This window comes from Streptomyces sp. NPDC020917 (assembly GCF_044333795.1).
Classification (GTDB): domain Bacteria; phylum Actinomycetota; class Actinomycetes; order Streptomycetales; family Streptomycetaceae; genus Actinacidiphila.
Window position 1 is genome coordinate 1 of the sequence record NZ_JBIRRR010000026.1, and the last position, 26390, is coordinate 26390.

Below are 26390 nucleotides of genomic sequence, written 5' to 3' on the forward strand. Positions count from 1 at the left end.
GTCATCGAGAACACCACCACGGCATCCCCCAGCAAGTCCTCATGCCCCGCCAGCACCCGACGAACAGCATCACCCTCCGGAACCACACCCACCAGGCCGGCAGCCTCCGCCAGCGCCCCGTACACCCGCTCAACCTCGACCGAACCCGCCACCACAACCTCCACACCAGGACAGCAGCCAGAAACCTTCGGGGCTGCGAAAAGGGACGAGACCGCACACGAACACCAAGGGAGCGCCCGTCAGGACCGGGCCGGGGGAAGGACGAACCAGCCTGCCGCTGCGACGACAGCCCGCATCCACGGCATCCACCCCAGGCTCGGCCACGCCCCTTGGCCGGCGCTAGTCCACCACTTGGCGGCGGCTTGGCGGCCACCTGGCAGCTGGCTCCGGAACCGGCAGCGGGAGAAGGCCGGTCGAGACCGTCAGCTGATCACCACGTCCAGACCCCTCAGGTCCGCCTGGATGTCGATGGACGCGATCAGATCGTCGGCGAACGCGAAGCGGAACACCACACGCGGTACGCCCTGGTGGACGTAGGCCAGGCCCGCGTGACCGTCGATCAGTGCCGGTACGGGGGCCCACGAGAGCTTGGCGAAGGCACGTGTCACCGCGTCCGCGCCGCGGATCTCCTCGGCCATCCCCATCCCGGTCGCCAGGCCGATCCGTACCGCCGGCTCGTCGGGGCGGACCACGATGTCCGGGGCCAGCGTGGCCAGCAGCGCCTCGAAATCGCCCTCGCGCGAGGCGGCGAGGAAGGCCCGGACGAAGCCGGCCTTCTCCCCCTCGCCGCTCTCGGTGTCCTCATCGGCCGCCGCGGCGCCCCGCCCGGCGGGCGAGGTCTCGCCCTCGGCTCCGCCCTGGCGCTGGATGCGGCGCCGCGCCCGTGACGCCAACTGCCGTGCCGCGGCGGGCGATCGGTTGACGATCGGCGCGATGTCCTCGAACGGCACCGCGAACATGTCGTGCAGCACGAACGCCAGACGCTCCGCGGGCGTCAGGGTGTCCAGGATCACCAACATCGCCGCGCCCACCGAATCGGCGAGCAGCGCCTCCTGCTCCGGATCGGCCGCCCCCTCCACCCGCGGGGAGGCGTCGCCGTCCGGGACGTCGACCAGGTCCTCGCGGCGCGACTTCCGCGACTGCAGCATGTTCAGCGATACCCGCGCCACGATCGTCGTCAGCCAGCCGGACATGTTCTCCACGGCGGACGCGTCCGTCCGCGACACCCGCAGCCACGCCTCCTGCACCGCGTCGTCCGCCTCGGTCATCGAGCCCAGGACCCGGAACGCCACCGCGCGCAACCGCGGGCGATCCGACTCGAACCGCGATGCCAACCACTCGTTCCCCGTCACGACAGCACGCTCCCAACAGCAGACGATTCCGGCACAGCCCGGCTCACGCGACTGACAGTCCAAGCCCACCAAACGCGACGCCCTCACCGCAACCACGCAGCGCGACACGCGCCGTGACGCATTCGCGCCGACGCCCGATGTACACCCGCCGTTCGGCGGAGTCGGGCAACCTGCGGCCATGAACGTGCATCCGGCCCCGCTCGTGCCGCCTCTGAAGTCCGTCGACGAGCTGATGGACCTGCTCGCGGACTGCGAGGACGCGTGGGACACGCCCGACCGCACCGGGGACCCGGTCGACATCCTCCACCACGGGCTGCAGGTCGCCGCGGTCCTCGCGGGGCGCTACCCGGACGACGAGGAACTGCACGTCGCCGGGCTGGTCCACGACATCGGCCACCGGCTGCGGCCGGGAGACGAGGCCGGGCACGGCGAGCACGCCGCGCAGGCCGTCGCCGGGCTGCTCGGGGAACGGGTGGCCCGCCTGGTCGCGCTGCACATCCCCGCCAAGCGCTACCTCGCGGCGATCGACCCGGGCCTCGCGCTCTCCCCGGAGAGCGCCCGGACCCTCGACTGCCAGGGCGGGCCGATGTCCCCTGCCGAGGTCGCGGCCTTCGAGGCCGGACCCGACTTCGCGGCCGCGGTCGCCCTCCGCCGCGGCGACGACGCGGGCAAGGTCGTCGGTCTGGCCGTCCCCGGCCTCGCGCGCTGGCGGCCCGCCGTCGCCCGAGTGGCCGCGGCGGCTGCGGGCCGCTAACCCGTGATGGCCGGGTTCGCCGCCATGACGTCCTCCGCCGTCCGCCACAGTCGCGGCAGGTAGTGGACGACCTCGCCGGCCCGCTCGTGGAGGTCGCGGGTGGAGGCGATGCCGAGGTCGGCGACGGCTGACCGGAACGCCGGCATGCGGGCTTCGTGGAGTTCGGGAGCGTCGGCGGACAGGATGGCGTGGCAGCGGGCGAACGTCGCGATGATCCAGAAGACGGCCTCGCGGTGGTCGCCGGATTCGATCAGGGCCTGGCTCCCGTCGATCGCGATCGGCCGCGCGCCGGGCGTGATGTCGCTGCTGAAGAAGAAGGGCGTGCGCGCGGGGCCGAGCGCGGCTCCGGCCGCGGCCGCCGCGTCGAACGTGACGGCGAGTTCCCACAGTTGCTGCCGGACGCGGTCGGCGGGCAGCCGTTCGCATCCGAGCAGCGCCAGCAGGTCCTCGTGGGTGCCGGGGTGGCCGTACTCGGTGAGGACGTCGCGGGCGGCCCGGTAGCGCAGGCGCACGGTGGGGTTGCGCAGCGCGGCGACGAGCAGCACGTGGCAGGTCACGCCGGTCGGGAACAGCCAGGACAGGACCTGTTCGTGGAACGGGGCCGCGGGATCGACCGCCGCGAGCCGCGTCTCGACCCGGTGCCGGGCGTCCTCGCACCTGCGGCGGACCCACGCCCGGCGGGCGAACCGCGGGGCGACGTAGGCGTGCAGCTCCCGCAGCCGGCCGGTGGGGTCGTCGATGACCGCGTCCGTACGGAAGCCTCCGGCCAGATGATACGACGTCAGGACATCATCGGGAAAGGCGAGTTCGGCCCACGGCAGGTACGTGATCTCCAGGAGGGCACCGTCGTGCAGGAGTTTGCCCGGCTTGGGCGGGGCCTGGTCGTCGGTGGTCACCACGACGACGTCGACGTCCGATGAGGCCGGCAGCTCCGCTTCGCCCGGCACCCCCACGGTCGAGCCGGTGAAGTACGCGCCGGCGAAGCCGGGTCGGGGCCGGGCGTACCGCGTCACCCAGTCGTTTGCCGCTGCGCGGGCGTCCCCGACCTTCACCGTCCCGTCCGGTCGGGCTCGGGCGATCGCCTGCGGCGCGGTCGCGTGTCGCGCAAGGCCGGGTCCTCCTCGATCGGGGTCACCGTCAGGTGTATCGCACGGCGGTCGGGGTCACCGTCAGGTGTATCGCACGGCCCGGGGGCGGCCGCGGCGGACGACGCGGGCGACGGTGGCCAGGACGCGGTCGGCCTCGGAGCCGAAGGGGTTGTCGGCGATCATGTAGGTCCACGTGGAGGAGGGCCGGCGCAGGCCGAGGTCGGCCAGGTCGGCGGCGTCTGCGGCGGCGTGGTCGAGGGTGTCGCGGATGGCGTCGGCCGCCTCGTCCGACACGCGCCGGAAGTCCTCGGTGGCCAGGAGGTTGAACTGGTCCAGCGGGTTCTGGCGTCCCAGGACACGCAGGTGGATCCCCTCGCGAGCCTCGGCCAGCAGGTTGAGGTGCCGGCTCCACCCTCGGTCGAGGTGGTACAGCACGACCTCCCGCGCCAGCGCGCGCCGCTCCGCCGTCCCGGTCCACCGCCGCACCCGCTCGTCGCCCTCGCCCCAGATCCGGGCGAGGTGGTCCGCCAATGCCGCGTCGTCGGTGAGGAGCAGATCGCGGACGTCGAGGACGATCCGCCGGTGCCGGTCCGTCGCCGTGTGGTAGCGGCGTGTCGTCCGGTGCAGCTGCATCACCTTGCCCTCGGCGACGCGCTGGGCGTGGGCGTACAGCTCGGTGAAGCGGGTGTCGTCGATCAGGCCGTCCGGGCCCACCGAACGGGGACCGATGCCGAGGACGATGTTCTCGGTGACCACGTCGTCGTCCATGCTCGTGCAGAACACCGAGCCGCCAGGGTCGCCCTGGCGGCCCGACCGGCCGCGCAACTGCCGGTCCAGGCGCGCGCTGTCGTAGCGGCCCAGGCCGAGGACGAGCAGTCCGCCGGCCTCGGCCGCACCGGGGCCCAGAACGATGTCGACGCCGCGGCCGGCCATCTGCGTGGAGACGGTGACCGCGCCGAGCTGCCCGGCTTCGGCCACAATCGCCGCCTCCGCGGCGTCGTTCTTCGCGTTCAGCAGCACGGCCGGCACGCCCGCAGCGGCCAGGAGCGCGGCGAACCGCTCGGAGTCGCCGACGCTGCGGGTGCCGACCAGTACCGGCCGGCCCGCGGCGTGGGCGGCGCGCACCCGTTCGGCCGCGGCGGCGTCGCGCTGCGCCGCGGTCGCGTAGAGGCGGTCGGGTTCGTCGACCCGGACGCACGGCAGATGGGTGCCGATCACCCCGGTCCTCAACTGCAGGTCCTCGGCGAGGCGTTGGGCGGCCTCGACCGCGGTACCGCTCATGCCGGTGAGCACGCGGTAGCCGCGGACGACGGTCTCGACCAGCACCTGGTCGAGCACGTCGGCGGGCGCGGTGACCGCAAGGCCCTCCTTGCGTTCGATGGCCGCGTGCAGGCCGTCCGGCCAGCGCTGCCGGTCGGCGACGCGCCCGCGCGCGTCGTTGACGAGCCGCACCACACCGTCGGTGACGACGTAGTGGACGTCCCGCTGGACGACGGCCTCGGCGTGCAGCGCGACATGGGCCGCGGCCAACAGGTCGGCGTGCTCCGCCGCGTAGAGCTGGACGCCTCCGAAGTGCCGCTCCACGGCCTTGATCCCGGCCTCGGTGAAGGACGCGCTGCGCCGGTCGCCGTCGACCTCGTAGTGGACCCCGGCGGTCATGCCGGCGACGAGCGACGCCAACGCGCCGTCGTCTCCGCCGGGTTCGCCGTCGCCGGCGATCACCAGCGGCACCATGGCGTCGTCGAGCAGGACGGCGTCGATCTCGTCGACCACGACGGAGTCCAGGTCCGGCACGATCCGCTCGGCCGCCGCGGTGCGCTGCCGGTCGCGCAGCACGTCGAAGCCGACCTGGTGCACGGTGGTGTACACGACGTCCGACCGGTAGGCGGCGTGCCGGTCCGCCGCGTCCATCCCGTCGACGACGGCGGCCACGCGGAGGCCGAACGCCGCGAACAGCGGTGCTCCGGCTGCCGCGTCGCGGCCGGCGAGGTAGTCGTTCGCGGACAGGACGTGCACCCGGTGCCCGTCCAGGGCGAGGCCCAGCGCGACGAGGAAGCCGACGAGCGTCTTGCCCTCGCCCGTGGCCATGTCCACCACCCGGCCGCGCAACATGGCAGCCGCAGCGAGCAGTTGGACGTCGAAAGGGTCGAGCCCGAGGTGGCGGCGGGCTGCCTCGCCGGCGAGGGCGAGGAACGCGGCGAGGCTCTCGTCGTCGTCCGCGCGGCAGGTCGTGAGCTGCGCGGCCCGCTCGTGGAAGTCGTCGTCGGGGAGGTCCCTGAGGTGCGCGCGGCCGCGCACGACCGCGTCGACCACGGGCGTGAGACCACTGAGGTCCTCGGTGCCGGGTTCCTCCCGCAGCCGGCGTACCAGTGCCTGGGAGCGCCCCCACCAGGACTGCGCGTCCCGGCCCCGCCCCGCCCGATCGCCGCCGCGATCCCGATCCCGCCTCAGCCCGCCCATCGACCCACGCTAACCAACGGCGTTGCGCCGGGGAAGCCCATGCCCGAGGGTGGGGCCCGGCATGGGGGGTGCGTGGGGTGTCCCCACGCGGAGGGGGTGGGCGTGGAACCGCTGGTGATCGAGTCCGTCAGGTACACGGAGCCGTGCGGGGCCTGCGGGGCGCGCATGAAGTGCGTGGGCACGCAGACGCTGGTGGACGGCCGGCTGCGGTGGGACGTGGAGTGGTCGTGCGTCTCCTGCGGCTCGATCGCCGCGGCATGCGGCGGCGACATGCCGGCCGCACGGCGGAAGCAGATGCTCGCCGCGTACGGGCCGACCCGGTTGCGGGTCGACGGTCTCGTGACCGCGGGGGACCGCGTCGTGGCCCTGAGGGTGCTGCGGAAGGCCCTCGACCTGGATCTGACCGGCGCGAAGGCGAAGCTGAGCGCCGTACTGGCCGGCGACGTCACGGGCACGCGCCCGGAGGTCGAGTGGCTGGCGCGACGGCTGCGGGGCGCCGGGGTGGCCGCGGAGGCCGTTCCCCCGCAGGAGGAACGCTCGGATCGCGCATGACCTCTGCGTGGATGGCCTCGCGGCCCGTTGGCGCGCGGAAGCCGGCGGCGCGTCGCCCCGATGGCCGGTCGGCATGCGGGCGGGAGGGCGACGCGGACGGCCCGGGTGCGCCGGTTCGGAGCGTACGCGCCGCACAATGTGGCGCATGACCCGTTCCTCCTCCGGCTCCGCCTCGGGCTCGTCCCTCTCCCTGTGGTCGAAGGACTCCTACCTGTCGATCGGCTCGGTGGGTTCCTTCCTCTCCATCGGCTCGGTGGGCAGCGCGCTGTCGATCGGCTCGATCGGTTCCTGGCTGTCGGCCGGCTCGATCGGCTCCTCGGCGTCGCTGCTGTCCTTGGCCTCCCACGCCAGCCTCGGCTCCGCGTTCTCCAGCGGTTCCCGGTGGTCCTTCGCCGCCCGCCGCCCCTACGGCACCCCCACCTCCGCCGCGACCACCGCGACGTTCGCCCTCCTCGGTGCGGCCGGCCTCGCCACCGCGACCGCTCTCGTGCTCCGCACGCGCCGCGCGAGCCTGTGAGGTTCCCTCACGCCGGCAGGCCGGCCGGGGCCCGCCCGCCCGTGCCCCGGCGAGGGACGCCGGCCAACGGCCAGCGTGCCAACGGAGTCTGACCGGCCCGCACGCGGGCTGCTGCTCCCCAGGCCCGCGAGACCGTCCCGATGGCCTCGACTTCGCTGACGGCGTGGGGAGTTCCCGGGATGCGGGCAGAATGGGGGGATGGCGGACCATGCGGCGCTGTACGGGCTCATCGGGGCGGTGGGCGGGGCGATGCTCGGGGCCGGGGGCGCGGTGGTCGGGCCGCTGCTGCTGCACCGGCGGGAGTCCGGGGAACGGCGGGAGGCGGAACGGCGCGAGACCGATGAGCGGCGCGAGACGCAGCGCCGCGAGGCCGAGGAGCGCCGGGAGACACTGCGGCTGCAGGAGGAAATGGCCCAGCAGCAGCGGCAGTTCGAGTTGCGGGTGGCCGAACTCGAACGCCGTGCGGAGTCGGAGCGCGAGCGCACCGCCGACCTGCGGGCCCGGCAGGAGGCGGTGACGGCCCGGATGGCCCGCATGCGGGCGGCCACGCGCGAGTGGCACCTGGTCCTCGCCGACGCGTACTCCACGCTGAGCCGTGGCAAGCCGGTCGACCCCGCGGCGTTCGAGGCGTCGTGGCGCAAGGCGAGGTCCGCGGTGAACGAGGCGTTCGACGAGGCCCTCCGTGACGGTCTGTGGTTCTCGCACGCGCGGGCCTTTCGCATCCTGGCCCCGAACAGCCCGGCGATCATGGCGCTGACCCCGACCGACCAGGGCATCGACGTCACGGAGATCGGCAACTCCCTGGCCGGTGCCACCGACGCGGTCGAGCGCTGCGTCGCGGCCGGGGTTCCGCTGCCCGGGGAACTCGACGAGCCGGCCCGGCGCGAGCTGCGCCGGCTCGACATCGCCCGCAGCGCGCTGACCGCGCACATCATCGGCCGCCTCGGGGCGCTCGGGGTGTCCGTGCGCCTCCGCAGCGACGAGTGACGTCGGGCGCGCCCTCCCGCGGCCCGGGCGCGCGGCCCCGCGGATCCCCCGCCGGACGCCTGCGGAACGCCTCCGCCGCGCCACGGGTGGCCTGCCCGTATCCCCGTCACCGTCCCTCCCGGGCCGCCGTGGGAAAAAATCTCCGCGGGGATGTCGAGAATCCGTGGCCTGCTCCGTCCCCGGAGTGAAGGCGGCCACAATGGGTCGCACAGCACCGAGGAGATCACCATGGCCAAGTACCTGCTGCTGAAGCACTACCGGGGCGCCCCGGACGCCGTGAACAACATTCCGATGGACCAGTGGACGCCCGAGGAGATCTCGGCGCACATCGGGTACATGAACGACTTCGCGGCCCGGCTGGAGAAGACCGGCGAGTTCGTCGACGCCCAGGCGCTGGCGCCGGAGGGGACGTTCGTCCGGTACGACGGTGAGGGGCGCCCGCCGATCACCGACGGCCCGTTCGCCGAGACCAAGGACGTCATCGCCGGCTGGATGGTGATCGACGTCGACACCTATGAGCGGGCGGTGGAACTGGCCGGGGAGCTGTCGGCCGCTCCGGGGGCGGGCGGCAGGCCGATCCACGAGTGGCTGGAGCTGCGCCCGTTCCTGACCGAGACGCCCACCATCACCGAGTGACGACACCGATGGACGAGGCCCTGCTCCGGAGCCTCACACCGAGCGTCATCGGGGTCCTCGTCCGCCGCGGAGCCGACTTCGCGGCGGCCGAGGACGCCGTGCAGGACGCGCTGGTCGAGGCGGTGCGGGTGTGGCCGGCCGAGCAGCCCGCGGACCCGAAGGGCTGGCTGGTCACCGTCGCCTGGCGCCGGTTCCTGGACGCCACGCGGGCGGACGCCGCGCGTCGCCGGCGCGAGGAGCGGGTCGACGAGGAGCCGGAGCCCGGGCCCGCGCAGGCGGTGGACGACACGCTGCACCTGTACTTCCTGTGCGCCCACCCGTCGCTGACACCCTCGTCGGCGGTGGCGCTGACGCTGCGCGCCGTCGGCGGGCTCACCACCCGGCAGATCGCGCAGGCGTACCTGGTGCCGGAGGCCACCATGGCGCAGCGCATCAGCCGCGCCAAGCGCACCGTCTCCAAGGTGCGGTTCGACCAGCCGGGCGACGTCGGCACCGTGCTGCGGGTCCTGTACCTGGTCTTCAACGAGGGCTACTCCGGCGACGTCGACCTCGCCGCCGAGGCCATCCGGCTGACCCGGCAGCTCGCCACCTCGATCGACGACCCCGAGGTGGCGGGACTGCTCGCCCTGATGCTGCTGCACCATGCCCGCCGGTCCAGCCGGACGGCGCCCGACGGCGCCCTCGTGCCGCTGGCCGCGCAGGACCGCGGCCGCTGGGACACCCGGATGATCGCTGAGGGCGTGCGGATCCTGCAGGCGGCGCTGGCCCGCGACCGGCTGGGCGAGTACCAGGCCCAGGCAGCGATCGCGGCGCTCCACGCGGACGCGCAGGCCGCCGAGGAGACGGACTGGGTGCAGATCGTCGAGTGGTACGACGAGCTGGCGCTCCTCACCGACAGCCCGGTCGTGCGGCTCAACCGCGCCGTCGCCGTCGGCGAGGCCGACGGCCCGCGCGCCGGGCTGGCCGCGCTCGCCGTCCTGGACGACACGCTGCCCCGCCACACCGCCGTGGCCGCGTACCTCCACGAGCGCGACGGGGACCTGGCGACGGCGGCCCGCCTGTACGCGGAGGCGGCCCAAAGGGCCCACAACCTCGCCGAACGCGACTACCTGACGCGGCAGGCCGCCCGTCTCAACGCCGCCCGGTCGCACTGACGGACCGCGAGCGGGCGCCCGCACGGGGTCCGGCCGGCCCCCGGGATCCGTCTCCTCGGGTTTGCGCCCGGGTGGTCGACTTGGTCAGCCCGAGCCGCGGGGTGGGGGCGGCGTCACGCCGCCGATGGGCGCGGAACGACATTGCTCCATGCGAGTGACGCCGGGGGCGTCCCGCCCGGACCGGCCGTGACGGCTAGGACGCGCGCGTGGACGCGGCCGCCGACTGCTCGGGCGCGGATACCGCGGACCAGGCGAGAGGGTCCGCCGCCTGCATCCGTACCGCCGCGGCGCGGGCGGACCCCGAGCGCAGCACGGCCGCCGCACCCGCCGCGGCGAGGACGACCACCGACGCCAGGATCAGGGCGCGGTGGTAGCCGTGGTGGAGCATCGGCGTGACGACCAGCGGGCCGAGGATCTGGCCGACCGAGTACCCGGCGGTCAGCAGCGCCACGGACCGCGGGAACCGGAGTTCGGCCCCGGCGGCCAGCGCGAGGGTGCTGATGCCGATGAAGGTGCCGCCGAACAGCACGGCGGAGACCAGGGCCGCCGTCACGCCTCCGGTCAGGGCGGGCAGCGCTATGCCGGCCGCCTGGATGACGAGCGCGACAAGCAGCAGGTCGGCGCGCGCGTACCGGCGCCCGAGCCAGGACCAGCAGGCCGAGGACGGCACGGCAGCGAGTCCGACCAGCACCCACGCGCCGCTGCCGATCCAGCCGGGCGAACTCTGCCCGATCGCCGCGACCAGGAACGTGCCCGCGACGATGTAGCCGACACCCTCCAGCGTGTACGACGCGAACAGCACGCTGAACCACCGGCCCGCCCCGACCCGACCGCGCCCGGCCCCCGTCGCTCCCCCGGACCGCTGGCTCCCACCCACGCTGACCTGCCCTGCGGACCTGAACCCACGGCCCACGCCCACCCGACCACGCCCGGCCCCCGCCGCTCCCCCGCACCGCTCGCTCCCACCCACGCTGACCTGCCCTGCGGACCGGCCGGGTGACACGGCTGGCGCACCGTCGCCGTCCCGGCTCGTCCCCTGGCGCGGCACTGCCCCGCCGCCGGGCGGCGCCGGCTCCCGCACGGGCTCGTTCGGGGCAGGCGCGGGCTCGGGGCGCAGGCTCCACGCGGCCGCGGAGAGGGCTGCGGCCAGGGCGGCGGACGCCCACCAGGCGGCCCGCCAGCCGGCGGCGGAGTGCAGCGCGAGGACCAGCAGCCCGGACAGGGCGATCCCGGCGCCCACGCCGCCGAAGGCCCAGCCGGGCAGGTGGGCCGGGTGGGCGCGCAGGTGGCTGTGCAGCGAGGTGACGGCGATGACGAAGATCAGCGCGCTGGCGATGCCGGCCAGCAGCCGCAGCACGAGCCAGGCGGTGGTGCTGTGCGTGGCGGGCATCGCGGCGAGGGTGCCGGTGAGCACGAGCAGGGAGGCGCGCAGCACCGCGGGCGAGCGGACCAGTGCGGGTGCCAGGATGCCGGCGAGTGCGCCCGCCAGGTAGCCGGCGTAGTTCGCGGTGGCCAAGTGCGCGCCCGCGCCCGCCGACAGCCCGGCCTGGGCCTGCATCAACGGGATGATCGGGGTGAAGACGAACCGCCCGACGCCCATTCCCGCGGCCAGTGCCGCGGCGGCGCGGGCGACGTGGCCCCAGGCCGAGTGGGTCGCGGCGCCCGCCCGGGCCCCGGTCGGGTCCGGGTCCGGTGCCGCGGAGGCGCGCCGGCCCGTGGGGCGGCCGCCCTCGGAGGGCTGGCTCATGCGTGGCCCTCGCCCCAGCCCGGGTCGTTCGGGTGGGGTTCGAGGGGCGTGACCGTGCAGCTCATCCAGGGGCTCAGCGGCAGCGTGCCCAGTACCTTCTCGTGCAGCTCCTCCTCGTCCGCGGCGCGCCAGATGCCGATGCTGCGCTTCTCGCCGACCGGGCGCCACAGCCGGCCCAGCTGGTCGTGGGCGGCCAGTTCCCTGGCGCGGACCCGCTCGGCGGCGCGCCGCCGGTCAACCTCGTCCTGGCTGGTTCCCTCGGGAATGGTGGTGGTGATCTCGACCAGGAACTCCCGCATGGTGCTGCTCCCTTCGGTGAGGTGTTTCCGGGCGACGGACGCCCGGGCCGGGCGCCTTTACGGGCGGCCGGTGCGCTCGGATTCCGGCCGTTTCACGGTCGCCCCGGGGCGGCGCCCGGCCGGACCGCGACGCCGCGGCGGCTTCGCCGCGCCCGGGGCCGCCCGGTGCGGCCGCCGTGTTCTCATCGTCCGCCGGTCCCGGGGAACCCGCCACGACCGGCTTCCTTCCTGGTGCGAGGCGCAGCCTCGCAGCGACGTAGCATGATCGGCGTGGAGCTCCGCCAACTTCGCTACTTCGTCGCGGTCGCCGAGGAGCTGAACTTCGGCCGGGCCGCCGACCGGCTGCTGATCGCTGGCCCGTCCCTGTCCCAGCAGATCAAGGCGCTGGAACGCGACCTGGGGGTGCGGCTGTTCGACCGGGACCGCCGGTCCGTGGCGCTGACCCCGGCGGGCTCGGACCTGCTCGCGCAGGCCCGGGCGCTGCTGGAGCAGGCCGACGAGCTGCGGCGGCGTGCCCGGCGGCTGGCGGGCTCGGAACCGGTCAGGCTGGGTTACGTCAACTGGCTGCCACCGCGGCTGGCGGCCCGCACCTCCGCGGTGGCCGAGGTGCACCTCGACGCCTGGGTGGCCCCCTCGCACACCCAGGCCGCGCGGGTCGCCGACGGCAGCCTGGACCTCGCGGTGTGCTGGGTGCGGGCCGAGGACCTGGAGCGCCTGGGACTGAACGCCCGGCTGGCCGGCGCCGACCGCTTGTACGCCGTGAGCAGGGGCACGGACTCCGGCGAGGTCGCCGCCGGGGACACCGCGGTGCTGCTGGACGACGACACCACCTCGTGGTGGTCGTGGAACGTCTTCGCGGAGCAGCTGGCCGGGGACACCGGCGCCCGAGCGGTGCGCATCTGCGACAACGGCATCACCGGCCCGGCCTTCTTCGACCACGTGCGCGGCTCGGCCCTTCCGGTCGTCAACTGCCCCAAGGGACAGACCACTCCGCTGCCGCCGGACCTGGTGCAGCGGCCGGTCTCCGGGCCGAAGGTGCTCTGGACGTGGTCCCTGGTGTGGCGCAGGAGCGAGGTCCGTGCCCCGGTCCTCGCGGTCGTCGACGCGCTGTGCGACGGTGTCGACGGCTCCGGCCTGCACGCCCCGGACGTCTGGCTCCCCGAGGGCGACCCGTACCGGACGTGAACTGTGCTGCGGCGGCGCGCCGGTGGGCGTGCCGCCGCGCCGGCCGGAGAATGGCGGTTCCGGTCGGCGCGGCGGGGGGTACGACGCGGCGGGTGCGCCGCTCAAGCCCGGGGCCTCACCTGCTCTGCTGCACCGTCACGGCGAACAGCTTCAGCCGTGACTGGTCCGGCAGGGTGAGCGACCGGACGGTCTTGCCGGGGTCGAGCGGGAGCGTCCGGGCGTACACGTCGACCGCCGGGCCGTCACGGCCGACGCCGGCGCGGTACCGGTAGGGCGCCGCCACCGCGATGTCCTCGCCGGCCTGCGGACCGGCCGCCCAGTCGCTGAAGTGCACCGGGAGCGAGGCGGTCGAGCCGTCCGTGTAGGTGACCGCGACGGTTCCGTCGACGGCCCCTCCGCTGGCAGCGCCCAACACCCGTATCCCGCTCGCCTGCAGAGCCGGCAGAGCCAGCGACTGCCCTTGTGCGGTGACCGAGTTGAGCGCGCCGTCGGCTCCCGAGGGGAACACGAACGGCGTTCCCGCCAGGACGACGGGACCGGCGGCGGGCAGCGTCTCGGCGGCGTAACTCCAGCCGAGGCCGTCGAAGTTGCCGTCGTCGGGGTGGGCGGAGGACGCGATGGAGTCGTGGTCGTAGGCCGTGCTGAGGTCGAGCGTGCAGGCGTCGTCGCTCGGCCCGCAGCCGAGGCGTTCGACGTCGAGGGTCGCCGTCGTCGTGGCCGAGCGGCCGTCGTCGGTGCGCACCGTGAAGGTGACCTGGTGCGTTCCGGCGCTCGTACCGGCGGGAACCTGCACCTGCGGTGCGAGGTCCACCTGTGCGAACCGGCCCCTGCTGTCCGCGGTGAACGCCTGCTGCAGGTGGACGCCGTCCAGGTCGACGTCCAGCGTTCCGCTGACGGCACCGGGCGCCTGCACGAAGGCGCGCGCGGTGAAGGAGACGGTGGCCGGGCGGCCGGCGATCGCGACGGTCCGGCCGGGGGTGGCGGACACGCTGAGCGAGTACCGCGGCGGGAGGGGCGGTGCCGGGTGCACCGGGCCGGGGTGGCCGAGTGCGGCCAGGTCGATGGAGTCGGCCATGGCCTGGTAGCCGGCGTCGCCGGGGTGAAGGTGGTCGCCGCTGTCGTACCGCGGCAGCATGCGGTGCGGGTCGGCGGGGTCGCGCACGGCCTTGTCGAAGTCGACGACCGCGTCGAAGACGCCGCTGTCGCGGATCCAGTCGTTGACGCCCTGGCGGGCGGCCTCCTCGGTGGCGTCATAGGTGTTCCAGCCCTCGAAGGGCAGGACGGTGGCGCCGAGGACCCGCAGTCCCGCGGCGTGGGCCCGGTCGGCGATCTCCTGCAGGCCCGCGATGATCTTGGCGGGGTCGAGCTGGTGCGGGGTCTGCTGGATGTCGTTGATGCCCTCCAGCACGATCAGCGTCCGGGCGCCGGCGCGTTGCAGCACGTCGCGGTCGAGCCGGGCCGTCGCCTTCACGCCGGCGCCGTCGAGGAGGACGCGGTTGCCGCTGATGCCGGCGTTGAGCACGCCGAACCCGTTGGCGGGGCTGTCGGCGGAGTGCAGCCGGGCGGCCAGCCGGTCGGGCCAGCGGCGGTTGGCCCCGGACGTGGACTGGGCGCCGTCGGTGATGGAGTCGCCGAGCGTGACGACGGACCCGGCCTGGGCACTGGCCGGCTCCACGTCCACCTCGGTGACGTAGTGCCAGGACTGGGTGGTCAGCGGCAGTCCGCCCGCGGCGAGGTCGCCGGCGTGGTCGGTGCCGTCGGTGGAGTAGTACGACGTCGTCAGTCCGAGGTCGTGGTAGGTCACCGGTCCCGACGGGTCGGGGGTGAAGGTGGTGACGAACAGGTCGGCGGTGTCGGCGAGCGGCAGGTCGACGGGGTCGCTGTAGAGTTCGGCGCCCGCCGGGACGGTCACCGAGCCGCTCCCGCCGAACGTCACGTCCCGCAGGGTTCCGGGGGCGATCTCCGCGCTGCCGGGGAGCCGTTGCAGGCCGACGGTGGTGTGCGCGAACAGGACGGGCTTGGTGCCGAAGGCGTTCGACAGCTTCACGCGGATGCGCGGGCCACCGAGGCTGGTGTGGACGAGGTTGCGGATGGTGTAGCCGGCGTAACCGCTGCTGCTGACACCGCCGTTGGCGGCCGCGGACCACGTCCCGACCCAGCTGGGTGCGGCCGCGGCCGGGGCCGCGGTGCTCGCCGCGAACGCGGCGGACGACGGGTTGAAGCAGGCGGCGACGAGTAACAGGACGAACAGCGTTGCGTATCTGCGCATGGACGCTCTCCCTCCGAGCTCTGCGCGATGGTGATGGTGCTGGGACACGCTCCCTGGCAACGTTGTCAACGCTTCTGACGGGCAGAAGGTAGCAGCAGCGCCCTGCGGGGCCAAGGGCACGCGCACGGTGGAAACCGACGGGTGTCAGTGGGGGGTGCCAGGATGCGGGCATGGATGCTGCGGAGATCGTTCGGGGACTGTGGGCGCGCATGGAGGACCGGGACTGGGCCGGGGTGGGTGCCCTGCTGGCGGAGGACGCCGTGGTGGAGTGGCCGGTGAGCGCGGAGCGCATCGTCGGGCGGGAGAACTACGTGCGCGTCAACGCGGAGTACCCGGAGGGGTGGTCGATCCGAGTCCTGCGGATCGTCGCCGACGGGGACCAGGTGGTGTCCGAGGTCGAGGTACCGCACGCCACGATCGGCCTGCACCGGGCGGTGTCCTTCTGGACCGTGCGCGACGGGCGGATCGTCGCGGGGCGGGAGTACTGGAGCGAAGTGGGCTCGGATCCGGCGCCGGAGTGGCGGGCCGGCCTCGTCGAGCGGATATGACCACCGAGCGCCGCCCGGCGGGCTGCGCTCAGGGCTGCTTCCGTTTCCGCTTCCGCTTGTGGTCCGGGAGCCTCAGGCGCCGAGCCGGTCGGCCAGGCGTGCCAGGGTCGCGCCCAGCGGCAGGTGGACGCGGAACGCGGCGAGGTCGTCGCCGCGGGTGGTCCCCTGGTTGACGATGGCGACGGGCTTGCCCTGCTTCGCCGCGTGCCGCACGAACCGCAGGCCGGACATCACGGTCAGCGACGACCCGAGCACCAGCAGGGCCGCGGCGGCGTCCACGAGGTCGTAGCAGCGGGCCACCCGGGGCTTGGGCACGCTCTCGCCGAAGAAGACGACGTCGGGCTTGAGCGTCCCCGTGCCGCACACCTGGCAGGCGACGGTGCGGAACCCGGCGACGCGTTCCAGCGGCAGTTCCGCGTCGCCGTCGGCGTTCACCTGGGCCAGCGTGCCGCGGAATCCCGGGTTCGCCTGGTCGAGCAGCTCGTCCAGGTGCCGGCGCGAGCTGCGGTTGCCGCAGCTCAGGCAGAGCACGCGGTGCAGGCTGCCGTGCAGTTCGACGGCCTGCGCGGTGCCGGCCGCCCGGTGCAGCCCGTCCACGTTCTGGGTGATGACACCGGTCACGAAGCCGGCGTCGGCGAGCCGCGCGACCGCGCGGTGGCCGGTGTTGGGCCGGGCCGCGGAGATGCTGTCCCACCCCAGGTGGCTGCGCGCCCAGTACCGCTGCCGGTCGGCCTCGCTCGCGGTGAACTGCTGGTACGTCATCGGCACGCCTTTGCGGCGCCGCCCGGTCTCCCCCCGGTAGTCCGGGATCCCGGACTCGGTGGACAGCCCCGCGCCGCTGAGCACGACGACCCCGCCCCCGTCCACGAGCCCGGCCACACCCTCGAACGCCTCCACGGCGGCGAGGGGCGCACTGGTCTCCATAGAAGCAGCGTACGACGCCCGGTTCCCTGTCCACCGCCCACGCCCGCCCCTTTCCGCCTGCCCCACCCGCGCATAGGATCTGGCCCCTGCCGGGAGCGCGGTTGCTCCCCGGGCGGGAATCACCCGGTGGGGGGCCTTTCCTGATGACCGCATCGCTGCGGGCCGCGCGCGCTCTCGCGCTGCTGGCCGGCTTCCATCTGCTGGGCCTGGCCCTGCTGGCCGCTCTGGCGGTCACCGACTGGCTGCTGGTGACCGTCCTGTTCACCGCGTCCACGGCCTACCTGGTCGGAGGCTCTCTCGTGGCATCGGTGATGGTGGCGATCCCGATCCTGCGCGGCATGATCGCCTTCCTCACCGCGGGGCTGCGGCGACGCGGGCCCGGCGGGGTCGTCGTCGGCGAACGGGACCAGCCCGAACTGTGGGCGCTGGTGCGGCGTGCGGCCGCCGAGGCCGGCACGCCGCCGCCGGCCACGCTCGTGCTGACCGGCGAGGTGAACGCCGGCGTGAGCGAACGGGCCCGGCTGCTGGGCCTGCTGGCCGGCCCGCGCACTCTCGCGGTGGGGGTGCCGCTGCTGGCCGGCATGACCGTGCCGCAGATCCGCGGCGTGCTGGCCCACGAGTTCGGGCACTTCGCGCACCACGACACGCGGCTGGCGGCCGTCACCATGCGCGGGCGCGCGGCCGTCGCGACCACCGTGGAGGCGTTCCACGGCGGGACGAGCCGGGCGCAGGCGCTGGTGGGCAGCCTCTACGTGCGCTATGCGCGGTTCTTCCTGCGGTCGTCGCAGGGGGTCGCGCGCCGTCAGGAACTGGCTGCGGACCGGGCCGCGGCCAGCCAGGTCGGCCCGGCGACGATGGCGGCCATGCTGCGCCGCCTCGGCGTGCTGGGCGCCGCCCACGGCTACTACGCGGCGACCTGGGCTGCGGCCGGCGTTCCCGTCGGAGTGCTGCCGCCGTCCGGCGAGGTGCACGGCGGGTTCCGCCGGCTGCTCGCCGCCCGCGGCCCGGACGGGCTCGCCGCGCTCGCCGCGGACCGCCCTGCCCGCAAGGACGACCCGTACGACTCGCACCCGCCGCAGCGCGAACGCCTCGCCGCACTGGAGGCACTCGCGCCGGCCGGGCCCGCGTACGACCCCGACGGCCCTCCCGCGCTGGCGCTGCTGCGCGACGAGGACGCGGTCATGGCCGCCCTTGAAGAGCACACGCTGCCGGCCGAGGCGCAGGCGCTGCCGCGCCTGGCCTGGCCGGAGCTGGTGCTGCGGCGGTCGGTGGCCGACGCGGAAGGCTGGGCCGCACCGCTGCGGAAAGCCGTCGAGCGGGCCCGGCGCATGGCTCCCGTCACCGGGCGGCCGACCGGAGCGGGAGTCGCGCAGGAGGCGGAGGCCGAGGTCGGCGGGCCCGGCGCGCTGCCGGATCTGGCGGCGGTGCTCGACGCGATCGACGACGGCCTGCTGTGGATGGCGGTGGCCGACCGGATGCCCAAGCCGCCGCAGGCCGCCCGGCTCACCGGCGCCTCGGCGCGCAACTTCATCCGCCCGCGGATCTGGGACGCCGTGGCGGGGCTCCTCCTGCTGCACCTGGTCGGCCGGGGGCTGGCGGAGCCCGACACGTCGTGGTCGGCCGACCCCGGGCTGGTGCTGCCCGACGCCTGGGAGAAGGGCATGGACGCCGCCGTCGACGCGGCGCTGGCCGACACCCCGGACACGGCGCCGCTGCGCGCTCTGCTGGCGGCCCCGCCGGACGCCTGACCGCTGACGCCTGACGCCTGACGCCTGACGCAGCGGCGGTCGCCTCAACCCAGCGCGTCCGGCGAGGGCGTTCAGGACCAGCGGATGCCGAGGGCGGTGCTCTCGTCGGGGTGGGGGCCGCGGTCGACACCGAGGCGGCGCAGGGCGGCGTTGACCGGGCCGTCGGGGCCGGGGGCACGGTGCGCGAAGGAGGCGGTGACCCTGCGGTCGACGAACAGCACGCTGGACTGGAGGTCGCCGTCCACCTCGATGAACAGGACGGGGGCGGCGTAGGCGTCGGGGAAGCCGACGGAGCGCATCACCGTGGCCATGAACCAGTCGAGGTTCGCGGCCGAGTCCGGGTTCGCGGCCAGGGCGCTGCCGATCCGGCTCCAGTCGTCCTCGCCGAGGACGATCAGCGCCATTCCCTGGGCGAGGGCTTCGCGGTGACGGTCCGCCAGATGCGTCTCCGCGTCCCGCGCGACGGTCACCAGGGCCGTCCAGGGGTCGTCCCCGCCCGTCATCCCCGCACCCACCGCCTTCCCGCGCCGCAGTCCACGGGGGACGGTACGGCGCCGCCGGGCCGGAGGCAATCACCCCGGAGGGGGCGTGCGGGAGGTGTCGGGCCGGGCCGGAGCAAAAAGTAAACGGTCCGGTAGAGTTTACTTTTGTCGTGCTACCGATTCCGACTTTGCGGAGAACGCTCATGATCGTCATCACCGCCCCCACCGGGAACATCGGACACCAGGTGCTGGACCGGGTCCTCGCCTCTGACCGGCCAGTGCGCGTCGTCGTCCGCGACCCCGCGAAGCTGCCCGCCGCCGTGCGGGACCGCGTCGAGGTGGTCGCGGGTTCGCACGGCGACCCCGCGGTCCTGGACGCCGCCTTCGCCGGCGCCGGCACCGTGTTCTGGCTGCTGCCGACCGACCGGCGGGCCGCCACCGCCGAGGACGCCTACACGGGCTTCACCCGCCCCGCGGCCGAGGCGCTGCGCGCGCACGCGGTCGCCCGCGTCGTGGACGTCACGGCGCTCGGCCGCGGCACCCCGTGGGCCGGGCGGGCCGGGCACGTCACCGCGTCGCTGGCGATGGACGACCTGATCGCCGGCACCGGCGTCGCCTTCCGCGCCCTCGCCCTGCCCGGATTCATGGACAACCTGCTGCGGCAGGCCCGCGCCATCAAGGAGCAGGGCGTGTTCCTCGACATGCTCCCGGCCGACCTCAGGCTGCCCGCGGTGGCCACCCGCGACGTCGCCGCGGTCGCCGCGCGCCTGCTGCTCGACGGCTCGTGGACGGGGCAGGAGAGCGTGCCCCTGCTCGGCCCCGAGGACCTGTCGTACGCGGACATGGCGGCCGTCGTCTCCGAGGTGCTCGGCACGCCCGTGGTGTACCGGCGGATCCCGGCGCAGGCGCTCCGGGAGTACCTCACCGGGGCCGGCTCCTCGCCGGGCATGGCCCAGTCGCTGCTCGACATGATGACCGCCAAGGAGAACGGCCTGGACGCGGGCGTCGTCCGCACGGCCCGGCAGGCGATCGACACCCCCACCACGTTCCGGCAGTGGTGCGAGGACGTGCTCAAGCCCGCGGTGCTCGCCGCCTGATCGCGGGTGCCCTTCCGGCACTCCCGGCGCCCGCGGCTCGTTCGGGGGCGCCGGAACCCCGCGTGCGGTGACGCCGCGTGGGGATCCGGGGGCTGAGGCACCGTTACCCTGGGCGCGTGCACATCTGCTTCGTCTGCACCGGGAACATCTGCCGGTCACCGACCGCCGCCCTCGTCTTCGCCGAGTACCTGCGCAGGGCCGACCTCGACGACGCCGTGCGCGTCAGCAGCGCCGGCACCGGGCCCTGGCACGCCGGCGAGGGCATCGACGGGCGCGCGGGCGAACTGCTGGCACGCCGGGGGTATCCCGTCGAGCACGTCGCCGCGCAGGTCGGCGCCGAGCACCTGGACGCCGACCTGCTGCTGGCGATGGACAGCGGCCATCTCGCCGCGCTGCGCGGCATGGTCGACGACCCGTCACGGGTGCGGCTGCTGCGGTCCTTCGACCCCGGCGCGGACGGCGACCTGGACGTGCCCGACCCCTACTACGGCGGCCCCGGCGGTTTCGACGAGGTGCTTGACCAGGTCGAGGCCGCCATGCCCGGCCTGATCGACTGGGTCCGCGCGCAGTCCCGGCCGTGACCGCCCGCGGGCCGGCCGGACCCGGCGAGGGCGCGGCGGCCGCGGCCGCCCGGCTGACCGGGCGTCCGGTCTCCCGCGTCCGCCCGCTGTCGCGGGCGCTGACCGAGGCCGTGCTCGACGGCGGGCAGGCGGTGATGGTCAAGCGCGGGGACGGCGCCGGCGCGGTGCGGGCGGAGGCCGCGGGGCTGCGCTGGCTGGCCGCGCCCGGCACGGTGGCCGTGCCGCGCGTGCACGGGTACGACGAGAACTGGCTGGTGATCGACCTGGTGGCGCCCGGCCGGCCGAGCCGGGAGTCCGCGCGCGCGTTCGGTGCCGGACTGGCCGCGCTGCACGCCGCGGGTGCCGGGGCGTTCGGCGCGGCGCCGCCGGGCGGACCGGAGGAGGCGACGATCGGGCTCGCCCCGCTGCGCAACGTCCGCGGCGACGACTGGCCGCGCTGGTTCGCCCAGTACCGCCTGCTGCCCTACCTGCGCACCGCCGTCGACGAGGGCACCGTGCGCCGCGGCGAGGCGACGGTCGTCGAGGAGGTCTGCACCCGGCTGCCGGAGCTGGCCGGCCCGCCGGAGCCGCCCGCCCGGCTGCACGGCGACCTGTGGAACGGCAACGTGCTCTGGGGCGGCGACGGCCGCGCCTGGCTCATCGACCCCGCGGCGCACGGCGGCCACCGCGAGAGCGACCTGGCGATGCTGCGGCTCTTCGGCTGCCCGCACCTGGACGAGGTGCTGGACGGCTACCAGGAATTGGCGCCGCTCGCCCCCGGGTGGGCCGGCCGCGTCGGACTGCACCAACTCTTCCCGCTGCTGGTCCACGCGGTGCTGTTCGGCCGCGGGTACGCCGAGCAGGCGCTGGCGACAGCGCGCGGCCTGCTGCGGACCTGAACGCACCGCCACCCGCACCGGCCGTAGAGTGCGGTCGGGGCCCGGGCGGACGCGCCGCGGCGGCGCGGTGCACGACGACGTGCGCGCGGTCGCACGACGCGCGCCCGGCTGTCCCCGCGGCCGCACAGGCCGGCCCGAACGACCGTGCAACCCAAGGACCATGCCGTGGAGATCTGGATCAACCCGCAGTGCTCGAAGTGCCGGGCCGCCCTGTCGATCCTGGACGAGGACGGCACCGCGTACACGGTGCGCCGCTACCTGGACGACCCGCCGACCATCGCGGAACTGGAGGCCGTCCTGGAGCGGTTGGGGCTGGAGCCCTGGGACATCACCCGCACCGGCGAGAAGGCCGCGGCCGAACTCGGCCTGCGCACCTGGGAGCGGACGGCCGCCGGCCGCGCCCGCTGGATCGAGGCGCTGGCGGCCCATCCGATCCTCATCCAGCGGCCGATCATCACCGCGGACGACGAGACGGCGGTCATCGGCCGCACCGAGGAGGCCGTTCGCGAGGCGCAGGCGCGGAGCGCTCGGGCCTGAGCGCCAGCGATGAGCGGGCACGGCTGAGCGAGCGGGGATGACCGGGCGGCCCGGCGTGGCGAGGCCGAGTGCCGCCCTGCGGGATCCGGCCGCCGCAGGATTGCGGCACTCCCCCCGGTGCTCCCGCCCGGAGCGTCAGGCCCGAACGGCCGTGAGCGTGCCGTCGGGCCGGGCGTCGACCCGGGTGCCGAACGGCCGGCTGTGCCCGTCGAGGACGTCCCGCAGCCAGGCGGTGTCCTGCGGAGAGGCGGGCACCAGCCGCATCCTGCGCGCCTGCAGCGGGACGATCCGCAGTCCGGTCAGCCGGCCGCTGCCCGCCGCGACCCGCACCAGGAAGAGCAGGCGCAGGTCGTCGCGGTAGCCCTCCTGGCCGGCGATCCCCTCGTAGTCGTCGACGAGGTCGCCGCAGCCGTAGAGCACGAGCCGGTCCCGGTAGACCTCCAGCGGCCGCGGGTGGTGGGAGGAGTGGCCGTGGACGATGTCCACGCCCGCGTCGACCAGCGCATGGGCGAAGCCGGCCTCGGCCCGGGACACGCCGTAGCCCCAGTTGGGCCCCCAGTGGACCGAGGCGACGGTGATGTCGCCGGGCCGCCGCGCACGCCGTATCCGCTCGGCGAGGGCGGCCGCGGCGGCCGGTGACGGCTCCGCGACGACGTCGACGCCCGCCCGCTGCCCGGTCGCGGCCCAGTCCGGCGGGATCCCGCTCGACGGCATCCCGAAGGCGAGGACCAGGACGCGCCCGCCGGTGGGCAGCGGCACTTCCGCCGGCTGCCGCGCCTGCGCCGCGTCGCGGCCGGCGCCCGCGGTGCGCAGACCCGCCCGGGCCAGCGTGTCGAGGGTGTCCCGCAGGCCGCGGGGCCCGAAGTCGAGGACGTGGTTGTTGGCGAGCGCGCACACGTCGGGCCGGACCGCGGCCAGGCACGGCAGGTTGGCGGGGTTCATCCGGTAGTGCACGCCCTTGCCCGGCGCGAAGTCCCCGTCCGCGGTGACGGCGGTCTCCAGGTTGACCACCCGGGCGTCGGGCGCGGCGCCGTCCAGGACGGTCAGTGCCTCGCCCCACGGCCAGCGGAACCCGACCGGCCGCGGGATCGGCCCGTTCGCCTCCTCCGCCAGCTCGACGTAGGTGAGGGCGTCCCGGACGTACGGCTCCCGCAGCGCCGGGTCTCCCGGATGCGGGAGGACCTGGTCCACTCCCCGGCCGAGCATCACGTCGCCGCCGAGGAACACGGTCACGGCTCCCTCGCCCATGTCTCCACGCTAGGCCGGTCGCCGCCGGGACGGGCCGGGACGGACCGGGCGAGGCGGGCTCCGGGCGTCCGCGGCGCCGGCCTGCTCTGTTTGGGCTGGCGGCGGGCCGCGCACCGCGCTGGGCGACCCGAGGCCGGGTTGTCTGGAGGGGCGACGGCCCGGGGGCGGTCACCCGCACGGGCCTGACGCCCTGAGCGCCGACGGGAAGGGGTGGCCCGGCTGCAGGGAGGGATCCGCGACGTGAACGCGCACAGCCCGCCTCCGGGCGGCGGTCCCGAGCGGCGCCGCGCCGTCGCGGTGGGCGTGCTGCCCTCGTAAGCCTCGGTGGGGGTGTTCGCGCCGCTCCTGCCGCTGCTCTGCCGGCTGGTGCAGGGCTTCTCCACCGGCGGCGAGTACGCGGGCCCGACCACGTACATCGCCGAGTACGCGCCGGACCGGCGGCGCGGGTTCCTCGGGAGCTGGCTCGACGTCGGGACGTTCGTGGGCTGTTCGCTCGGCTCGGGGCTGGTCACGGTGCCGATCGCGGCGGTGGGCACGGCTGGTCGCCCGCAGCCGCACCTCGGCCGGGCGGCAGGCCCGCGACCTGTGGATCAGGATCCGCCGGCACCGCCGGTGACGGCGCGTCCGGTGGCGCCGGCTCACTTGTGCGCGTGGGCTCCGACGTAGAACAGCAGCCACAGGAAACCGGCGAACAGGTGCCCGGCGACGACGTAGACGAAGACGCGCAGCATCACGCCGCGCTCCTTGTACTTCTCGCTGCCGGCGCCGGGGTCCCGGGGCACGGGCGCCTGCCGGGGGGTGGCCTCGCCCTGGGAGTCGCTCATCGTGCGCCGACCGGCGGCAGGAGCCGTACTTGCATGGACTTTCCTTCTCCCAGCGGTAGCGGTTGGGCGACGAGGGAGCCGCCGTACTCCGCGGCCAGTTCCGTGACGACCCGCAGGCCGCCGCCCACGGCGGCCGGTGCGAGGTCGGGGATCCGCGGGTCCTGGTCCTCCACCGTGATCACCAGCTCGCCCGGGCCGGCGGTGACCCCGATGTCCAGGGTGGGCGAGCGGTCCGCGGCATGCTGCACCACGTTCGTCACCAGTTCGCTCACCACCAGCAGGACCGCGTCGCTGAACGCGGTGCGCGAGGTGTAGCCGAACTCGGCAAGCGCCGCGGTCACGTCGTGGCGGGCGGCGGTGACCGCCCCGCGTTCCAGCGACAGCGTCAGGTGGAAGTGACGGACCTCCGGCCGCCGGCCGCCCGCGGCGGCTACAGGCCTCACGAGAACACCCACCTCCAGCGCCTGAAAATCTCGCCATCATCATAACTGGCAAGTTGAAGAATTCTTCAACTTGCCACGATGTGTGAGCCGGGCGACAGTCCTGACCGCACTACGGCTGGCTCACGGGAACGTCGATGGGGCAGGGAGATCGCGGGCGGGTGACGTCACGAGGCGGACATCACGAGGCCGCCGTCTCGCCGGTGCCGGCCTCGCGCAGTTCGGCCAGCAGGTCCTGCTGGCCGACGATCAGCTCGGTGAGGATGCGGCGGGCGGTCCGCAGCAGGTCGGCGACGTCACCGCTGGCCAGGGAGTAGACGACGGTGTCGGCCTCGCGGACCGAGGTGACGATTCCCGAGCGGCGCAGCACCGCCAGCTGCTGGGACAGGTTGGACCGCTCGACGTCGATGTCCGCCAGCAGGTCCCGCACCGGCTTGGGCCCGTCCTGCAGCAGTTCGAGCACCCTGATCCGCACCGGATGCCCGAGCATCCGGAAGAACTCCGCCTTCGCCTGGTACAGCGGGACCGGCACGACTCTCAACTCCCGCCTCTGTTCATTCCGCCCTGCTCGCACCCATCGTAGGGGCTTGTTCACTTGAAGGCTTCTTCATGTGACTGTATGCCCGGAATCTTCCGCGTTCGCGGGGTCAGCCGGCGGCCCTGAGCTGCGCGGCGATCTCCGTGAGGCCCCGCCGTTCGGCGTGGGTGAGCGCCGTGACGCCGTCGCCGTCGGCGAGTTCCGGGTCGGCGCCCGCGGCGAGGAGCAGGGCGACGATCTGCTGGTGGGCGGTGCCGCCGTCGCCGAGGATGACCGCCTCCAGCAGGGCGGTCCAGCCGAGCCGGTTGACGTGGTCGACGTCGATGCCGGTCTCGCGGAGCACGGCCTCGACGTAGTCCACGTGCCCGCGTTCGCTGGCCGGGATGACACAGACGCCGCCGAACCGGTTGGTCAGCTTCAGGTCCGGTCCCGCCGGGAGCAGCACCCGCATCATGGCGACGCTGCCGGTCACCCCGGTCACCAGCCACGGGCTGTCGTGGCGGTCGTCCTGGGCGTTCGGGTCGGCGCCGGCGGCGACCAGCACCTCGGCGGCGGCCACGTGGTCGCCGAGGGCGGCCAGCAGCAGCGGGGTGCGCCGGTGCGCGTCGCGTGCCTCCACCGCGGCTCCCCCGTCGAGGGCGGCGCGGATCAGGTCGGGGTCGCCGCTGCTCGCGGCCTCCAGCAGCGCGCGGTCGGGGGCGTTCATGCGGTGGGGCTCCTTGCTGGGGTCGGGGTGTGCGGGTCGGACGGGCGAAGTCGCCGGGGCGGGGCGCCGGTGGCGCGCGGACGCGCCGGGCCTACGGCGCACGGTACCGGGACCGGCGGCGGGCTCGTCGGCCCGCCGCCGCCCGGCGCCGCGCGCCGCCCGGCTCCCCGCGACCGGGATTACCTGCCCAGGTCGGCTACGCCGGCCTGCGCGAACGTCTCGTCCTGGTCGCCCGACGGGGCGCCGGCGACGCCGATGCCCGCGACGGGCGCGCCCTTCGCGGTGACCGGGGCGCCGCCCGCGAGGAACAGGGTGCCCGGGATGTCCTTCAGCGTCGGGGCCTGCGCCAGGCGCTTGGCCAGCTCGGAAGTGGGGGCGTTCCAGGAGACGGCGGTGAACGCCTTCTTCTGCGCGGCCTCGTACGACTGCGGGCCGGCGCCGTCGCCGCGCAGAGTGACCAGGGTGTTGCCGTTGCGGTCCACGACGGCGACGGTGACGTGCTGGTTCGCCTTCTCCGCGGCATGCAGGGCGGCCTCGGCGGCGTGGGTGGCGGCCGCGATGGACAGGTGGTCGGTCTGCACCAGGGCGCCGTTCTTCGCGCCGGCCTTGGCGGCGCCCGCGGCGGCCGGCGCCGCCGCGGGCGAGGACGCGCTCGCGGACCAGGCGCCGAGGCCCCCGACCGTGACCGCAGCGGCCAGCACGCCGCCGGTGAGGACGCGGGTGCGCATCGAGAGCTTCTTGATCTGCTGCATGGGACGTGCTCCAAGGGATCGCAGGGGTCGGTCGGAAGGACCGCGCGGCCGGACGCACCGGCCGGAACGGCTGGGGGGAACCGCCGG

General features: G+C 74.9%; 27 protein-coding genes and 1 pseudogene. 14 read left to right on the forward strand and 14 right to left on the reverse strand.

Annotated elements, in window-relative coordinates; translation table 11 throughout:
* Nucleotides 1–422: 422 nt before the first annotated feature.
* Entirely contained in the window at nucleotides 423–1352 is a 930-nt protein-coding gene (locus ACH4TG_RS36435; RefSeq protein ID WP_398246970.1) for a sigma-70 family RNA polymerase sigma factor, read from the reverse strand.
* 178 nt (nucleotides 1353–1530) lie between these two features.
* Here ACH4TG_RS36435 and ACH4TG_RS36440 point away from each other — a divergent pair, with 178 nt between their 5' ends.
* A complete protein-coding gene (locus ACH4TG_RS36440; RefSeq protein ID WP_398246971.1) occupies nucleotides 1531–2106 on the forward strand; it encodes an HD domain-containing protein in 576 nt (191 codons plus the stop codon).
* On the opposite strand, the gene ACH4TG_RS36445 is transcribed toward ACH4TG_RS36440, so the two are convergent.
* A complete protein-coding gene (locus ACH4TG_RS36445; RefSeq protein WP_398246972.1) occupies nucleotides 2103–3158 on the reverse strand; it encodes a hypothetical protein in 1056 nt (351 codons plus the stop codon). The genes ACH4TG_RS36440 and ACH4TG_RS36445 overlap by 4 nt on opposite strands.
* A gap of 117 nt (nucleotides 3159–3275) precedes the next feature.
* Nucleotides 3276–5654, reverse strand: coding sequence for an accessory Sec system translocase SecA2 (secA2, locus tag ACH4TG_RS36450; protein WP_398246973.1), 2379 nt, complete (start codon nucleotides 5652–5654; stop codon nucleotides 3276–3278).
* Between the two features lie 102 nt (nucleotides 5655–5756).
* On the opposite strand from secA2, the gene ACH4TG_RS36455 reads away from it, so the two are divergent.
* The 5 genes from ACH4TG_RS36455 to ACH4TG_RS36475 all read left to right on the forward strand — a co-directional run bounded on the left by ACH4TG_RS36455 (nucleotide 5757) and on the right by ACH4TG_RS36475 (nucleotide 9500).
* Nucleotides 5757–6206 (forward strand): hypothetical protein, encoded by a 450-nt coding sequence (locus ACH4TG_RS36455; RefSeq protein ID WP_398246974.1) that lies wholly within the window; start codon nucleotides 5757–5759, stop codon nucleotides 6204–6206.
* A 145-nt stretch (nucleotides 6207–6351) separates the two neighbouring features.
* Nucleotides 6352–6723 carry a hypothetical protein gene (locus ACH4TG_RS36460; RefSeq protein WP_398246975.1) on the forward strand — a complete coding sequence of 124 codons (372 nt, stop codon included), beginning with the start codon at nucleotides 6352–6354 and terminating at the stop codon, nucleotides 6721–6723.
* 198 nt (nucleotides 6724–6921) lie between these two features.
* Nucleotides 6922–7710: a hypothetical protein gene (locus ACH4TG_RS36465; RefSeq protein WP_398246976.1), complete on the forward strand. Its 789-nt coding sequence runs from the start codon at nucleotides 6922–6924 to the stop codon at nucleotides 7708–7710.
* Nucleotides 7711–7938: 228 nt separating this feature from the next.
* The gene (locus ACH4TG_RS36470) at nucleotides 7939–8346 is read left to right on the forward strand and encodes a YciI family protein (protein ID WP_398246977.1); all 408 of its coding nucleotides are present in this window, start codon (nucleotides 7939–7941) and stop codon (nucleotides 8344–8346) included.
* Between the two features lie 8 nt (nucleotides 8347–8354).
* Nucleotides 8355–9500, forward strand: coding sequence for an RNA polymerase sigma factor (locus ACH4TG_RS36475; protein ID WP_398247060.1), 1146 nt, complete (start codon nucleotides 8355–8357; stop codon nucleotides 9498–9500).
* A 193-nt stretch (nucleotides 9501–9693) separates the two neighbouring features.
* Here the strand turns inward: ACH4TG_RS36475 and ACH4TG_RS36480 are convergent, their stop codons facing one another.
* Together ACH4TG_RS36480 and ACH4TG_RS36485 are read right to left on the reverse strand one after the other, a co-directional pair.
* A complete protein-coding gene (locus ACH4TG_RS36480; RefSeq protein WP_398247061.1) occupies nucleotides 9694–11100 on the reverse strand; it encodes a YbfB/YjiJ family MFS transporter in 1407 nt (468 codons plus the stop codon).
* Nucleotides 11101–11243: 143 nt separating this feature from the next.
* Nucleotides 11244–11546 carry a muconolactone Delta-isomerase family protein gene (locus ACH4TG_RS36485; RefSeq protein ID WP_398246978.1) on the reverse strand — a complete coding sequence of 101 codons (303 nt, stop codon included), beginning with the start codon at nucleotides 11544–11546 and terminating at the stop codon, nucleotides 11244–11246.
* A gap of 261 nt (nucleotides 11547–11807) precedes the next feature.
* Here ACH4TG_RS36485 and ACH4TG_RS36490 point away from each other — a divergent pair, with 261 nt between their 5' ends.
* Nucleotides 11808–12731, forward strand: a complete 924-nt coding sequence (locus ACH4TG_RS36490; RefSeq protein WP_398246979.1) for a LysR family transcriptional regulator — start codon at nucleotides 11808–11810, stop codon at nucleotides 12729–12731.
* 115 nt (nucleotides 12732–12846) lie between these two features.
* Here the strand turns inward: ACH4TG_RS36490 and ACH4TG_RS36495 are convergent, their stop codons facing one another.
* Nucleotides 12847–15000, reverse strand: a complete 2154-nt coding sequence (locus ACH4TG_RS36495) for a GDSL-type esterase/lipase family protein (RefSeq protein WP_398246980.1) — start codon at nucleotides 14998–15000, stop codon at nucleotides 12847–12849.
* Nucleotides 15001–15170: 170 nt separating this feature from the next.
* On the opposite strand from ACH4TG_RS36495, the gene ACH4TG_RS36500 reads away from it, so the two are divergent.
* Entirely contained in the window at nucleotides 15171–15548 is a 378-nt protein-coding gene (locus tag ACH4TG_RS36500; protein WP_398246981.1) for a nuclear transport factor 2 family protein, read from the forward strand.
* A 72-nt stretch (nucleotides 15549–15620) separates the two neighbouring features.
* Here ACH4TG_RS36500 and ACH4TG_RS36505 read toward each other — a convergent pair whose 3' ends face one another.
* On the reverse strand, nucleotides 15621–16472 hold the full coding sequence (locus ACH4TG_RS36505) for an NAD-dependent protein deacetylase (RefSeq protein ID WP_398246982.1): 852 nt from the start codon (nucleotides 16470–16472) through the stop codon (nucleotides 15621–15623).
* A 143-nt stretch (nucleotides 16473–16615) separates the two neighbouring features.
* Here ACH4TG_RS36505 and ACH4TG_RS36510 point away from each other — a divergent pair, with 143 nt between their 5' ends.
* Nucleotides 16616–18220: a M48 family metalloprotease gene (locus tag ACH4TG_RS36510; protein WP_398246983.1), complete on the forward strand. Its 1605-nt coding sequence runs from the start codon at nucleotides 16616–16618 to the stop codon at nucleotides 18218–18220.
* Nucleotides 18221–18291: 71 nt separating this feature from the next.
* On the opposite strand, the gene ACH4TG_RS36515 is transcribed toward ACH4TG_RS36510, so the two are convergent.
* Nucleotides 18292–18723 carry a hypothetical protein gene (locus ACH4TG_RS36515; protein WP_398246984.1) on the reverse strand — a complete coding sequence of 144 codons (432 nt, stop codon included), beginning with the start codon at nucleotides 18721–18723 and terminating at the stop codon, nucleotides 18292–18294.
* A gap of 182 nt (nucleotides 18724–18905) precedes the next feature.
* Here ACH4TG_RS36515 and ACH4TG_RS36520 point away from each other — a divergent pair, with 182 nt between their 5' ends.
* From ACH4TG_RS36520 to ACH4TG_RS36535, 4 genes are all read left to right on the forward strand, one after another.
* On the forward strand, nucleotides 18906–19799 hold the full coding sequence (locus ACH4TG_RS36520) for an NAD(P)H-binding protein (protein ID WP_398246985.1): 894 nt from the start codon (nucleotides 18906–18908) through the stop codon (nucleotides 19797–19799).
* A 116-nt stretch (nucleotides 19800–19915) separates the two neighbouring features.
* A complete protein-coding gene (locus ACH4TG_RS36525; protein WP_398246986.1) occupies nucleotides 19916–20380 on the forward strand; it encodes a low molecular weight protein-tyrosine-phosphatase in 465 nt (154 codons plus the stop codon).
* Complete coding sequence (locus ACH4TG_RS36530) at nucleotides 20377–21258, forward strand: fructosamine kinase family protein (protein ID WP_398246987.1); 882 nt, start codon at nucleotides 20377–20379, stop codon at nucleotides 21256–21258. The genes ACH4TG_RS36525 and ACH4TG_RS36530 overlap by 4 nt, the downstream gene beginning before the upstream one ends.
* Before the next feature lie 165 nt (nucleotides 21259–21423).
* Nucleotides 21424–21795 carry an arsenate reductase family protein gene (locus ACH4TG_RS36535; RefSeq protein ID WP_398246988.1) on the forward strand — a complete coding sequence of 124 codons (372 nt, stop codon included), beginning with the start codon at nucleotides 21424–21426 and terminating at the stop codon, nucleotides 21793–21795.
* Between the two features lie 135 nt (nucleotides 21796–21930).
* On the opposite strand, the gene ACH4TG_RS36540 is transcribed toward ACH4TG_RS36535, so the two are convergent.
* The gene (locus tag ACH4TG_RS36540) at nucleotides 21931–23043 is read right to left on the reverse strand and encodes a CapA family protein (RefSeq protein WP_398246989.1); all 1113 of its coding nucleotides are present in this window, start codon (nucleotides 23041–23043) and stop codon (nucleotides 21931–21933) included.
* Nucleotides 23044–23337: 294 nt separating this feature from the next.
* Here ACH4TG_RS36540 and ACH4TG_RS36545 point away from each other — a divergent pair.
* Nucleotides 23338–23586 (forward strand): annotated as a pseudogene (locus ACH4TG_RS36545) (MFS transporter); the annotation flags it as partial.
* A 95-nt stretch (nucleotides 23587–23681) separates the two neighbouring features.
* On the opposite strand, the gene ACH4TG_RS36550 reads toward ACH4TG_RS36545, so the two are convergent.
* From ACH4TG_RS36550 to ACH4TG_RS36570, 5 genes are all read right to left on the reverse strand, one after another.
* The gene (locus ACH4TG_RS36550) at nucleotides 23682–23867 is read right to left on the reverse strand and encodes a DUF6126 family protein (RefSeq protein ID WP_398246990.1); all 186 of its coding nucleotides are present in this window, start codon (nucleotides 23865–23867) and stop codon (nucleotides 23682–23684) included.
* Nucleotides 23864–24310, reverse strand: a complete 447-nt coding sequence (locus ACH4TG_RS36555; protein ID WP_398246991.1) for an ATP-binding protein — start codon at nucleotides 24308–24310, stop codon at nucleotides 23864–23866. Before ACH4TG_RS36555 ends, ACH4TG_RS36550 begins: the two co-directional genes overlap by 4 nt.
* Before the next feature lie 178 nt (nucleotides 24311–24488).
* The gene (locus ACH4TG_RS36560) at nucleotides 24489–24839 is read right to left on the reverse strand and encodes an ArsR/SmtB family transcription factor (protein ID WP_398246992.1); all 351 of its coding nucleotides are present in this window, start codon (nucleotides 24837–24839) and stop codon (nucleotides 24489–24491) included.
* Between the two features lie 115 nt (nucleotides 24840–24954).
* Nucleotides 24955–25551 carry an ankyrin repeat domain-containing protein gene (locus tag ACH4TG_RS36565; RefSeq protein ID WP_398246993.1) on the reverse strand — a complete coding sequence of 199 codons (597 nt, stop codon included), beginning with the start codon at nucleotides 25549–25551 and terminating at the stop codon, nucleotides 24955–24957.
* A gap of 179 nt (nucleotides 25552–25730) precedes the next feature.
* Complete coding sequence (locus ACH4TG_RS36570; protein ID WP_398247062.1) at nucleotides 25731–26294, reverse strand: heme-binding protein; 564 nt, start codon at nucleotides 26292–26294, stop codon at nucleotides 25731–25733.
* Between the last annotated feature and the right edge of the window lie 96 nt (nucleotides 26295–26390).

What these genes read in the sequence shown, in the direction of transcription:
- ACH4TG_RS36505 (WP_398246982.1), bottom strand. Translation starts at nt 16,472, where the DNA reads ATGGAGACCAGTGCGCCCCTCGCCGCCGTGGAGGCGTTCGAGGGTGTG.
- ACH4TG_RS36495 (WP_398246980.1), bottom strand. Translation starts at nt 15,000, where the DNA reads ATGCGCAGATACGCAACGCTGTTCGTCCTGTTACTCGTCGCCGCCTGC.
- ACH4TG_RS36470 (WP_398246977.1), top strand. Translation starts at nt 7,939, where the DNA reads ATGGCCAAGTACCTGCTGCTGAAGCACTACCGGGGCGCCCCGGACGCC.
- ACH4TG_RS36515 (WP_398246984.1), bottom strand. Translation starts at nt 18,723, where the DNA reads ATGACGGGCGGGGACGACCCCTGGACGGCCCTGGTGACCGTCGCGCGG.
- ACH4TG_RS36550 (WP_398246990.1), bottom strand. Translation starts at nt 23,867, where the DNA reads ATGAGCGACTCCCAGGGCGAGGCCACCCCCCGGCAGGCGCCCGTGCCC.
- ACH4TG_RS36460 (WP_398246975.1), top strand. Translation starts at nt 6,352, where the DNA reads ATGACCCGTTCCTCCTCCGGCTCCGCCTCGGGCTCGTCCCTCTCCCTG.
- ACH4TG_RS36475 (WP_398247060.1), top strand. Translation starts at nt 8,355, where the DNA reads ATGGACGAGGCCCTGCTCCGGAGCCTCACACCGAGCGTCATCGGGGTC.
- ACH4TG_RS36510 (WP_398246983.1), top strand. Translation starts at nt 16,616, where the DNA reads ATGACCGCATCGCTGCGGGCCGCGCGCGCTCTCGCGCTGCTGGCCGGC.
- ACH4TG_RS36480 (WP_398247061.1), bottom strand. Translation starts at nt 11,100, where the DNA reads ATGGGCGTCGGGCGGTTCGTCTTCACCCCGATCATCCCGTTGATGCAG.
- ACH4TG_RS36500 (WP_398246981.1), top strand. Translation starts at nt 15,171, where the DNA reads ATGGATGCTGCGGAGATCGTTCGGGGACTGTGGGCGCGCATGGAGGAC.
- ACH4TG_RS36490 (WP_398246979.1), top strand. Translation starts at nt 11,808, where the DNA reads ATGATCGGCGTGGAGCTCCGCCAACTTCGCTACTTCGTCGCGGTCGCC.
- secA2 (WP_398246973.1), bottom strand. Translation starts at nt 5,654, where the DNA reads ATGGGCGGGCTGAGGCGGGATCGGGATCGCGGCGGCGATCGGGCGGGG.
- ACH4TG_RS36485 (WP_398246978.1), bottom strand. Translation starts at nt 11,546, where the DNA reads ATGCGGGAGTTCCTGGTCGAGATCACCACCACCATTCCCGAGGGAACC.
- ACH4TG_RS36465 (WP_398246976.1), top strand. Translation starts at nt 6,922, where the DNA reads ATGGCGGACCATGCGGCGCTGTACGGGCTCATCGGGGCGGTGGGCGGG.
- ACH4TG_RS36520 (WP_398246985.1), top strand. Translation starts at nt 18,906, where the DNA reads ATGATCGTCATCACCGCCCCCACCGGGAACATCGGACACCAGGTGCTG.
- ACH4TG_RS36565 (WP_398246993.1), bottom strand. Translation starts at nt 25,551, where the DNA reads ATGAACGCCCCCGACCGCGCGCTGCTGGAGGCCGCGAGCAGCGGCGAC.
- ACH4TG_RS36440 (WP_398246971.1), top strand. Translation starts at nt 1,531, where the DNA reads ATGAACGTGCATCCGGCCCCGCTCGTGCCGCCTCTGAAGTCCGTCGAC.
- ACH4TG_RS36540 (WP_398246989.1), bottom strand. Translation starts at nt 23,043, where the DNA reads ATGGGCGAGGGAGCCGTGACCGTGTTCCTCGGCGGCGACGTGATGCTC.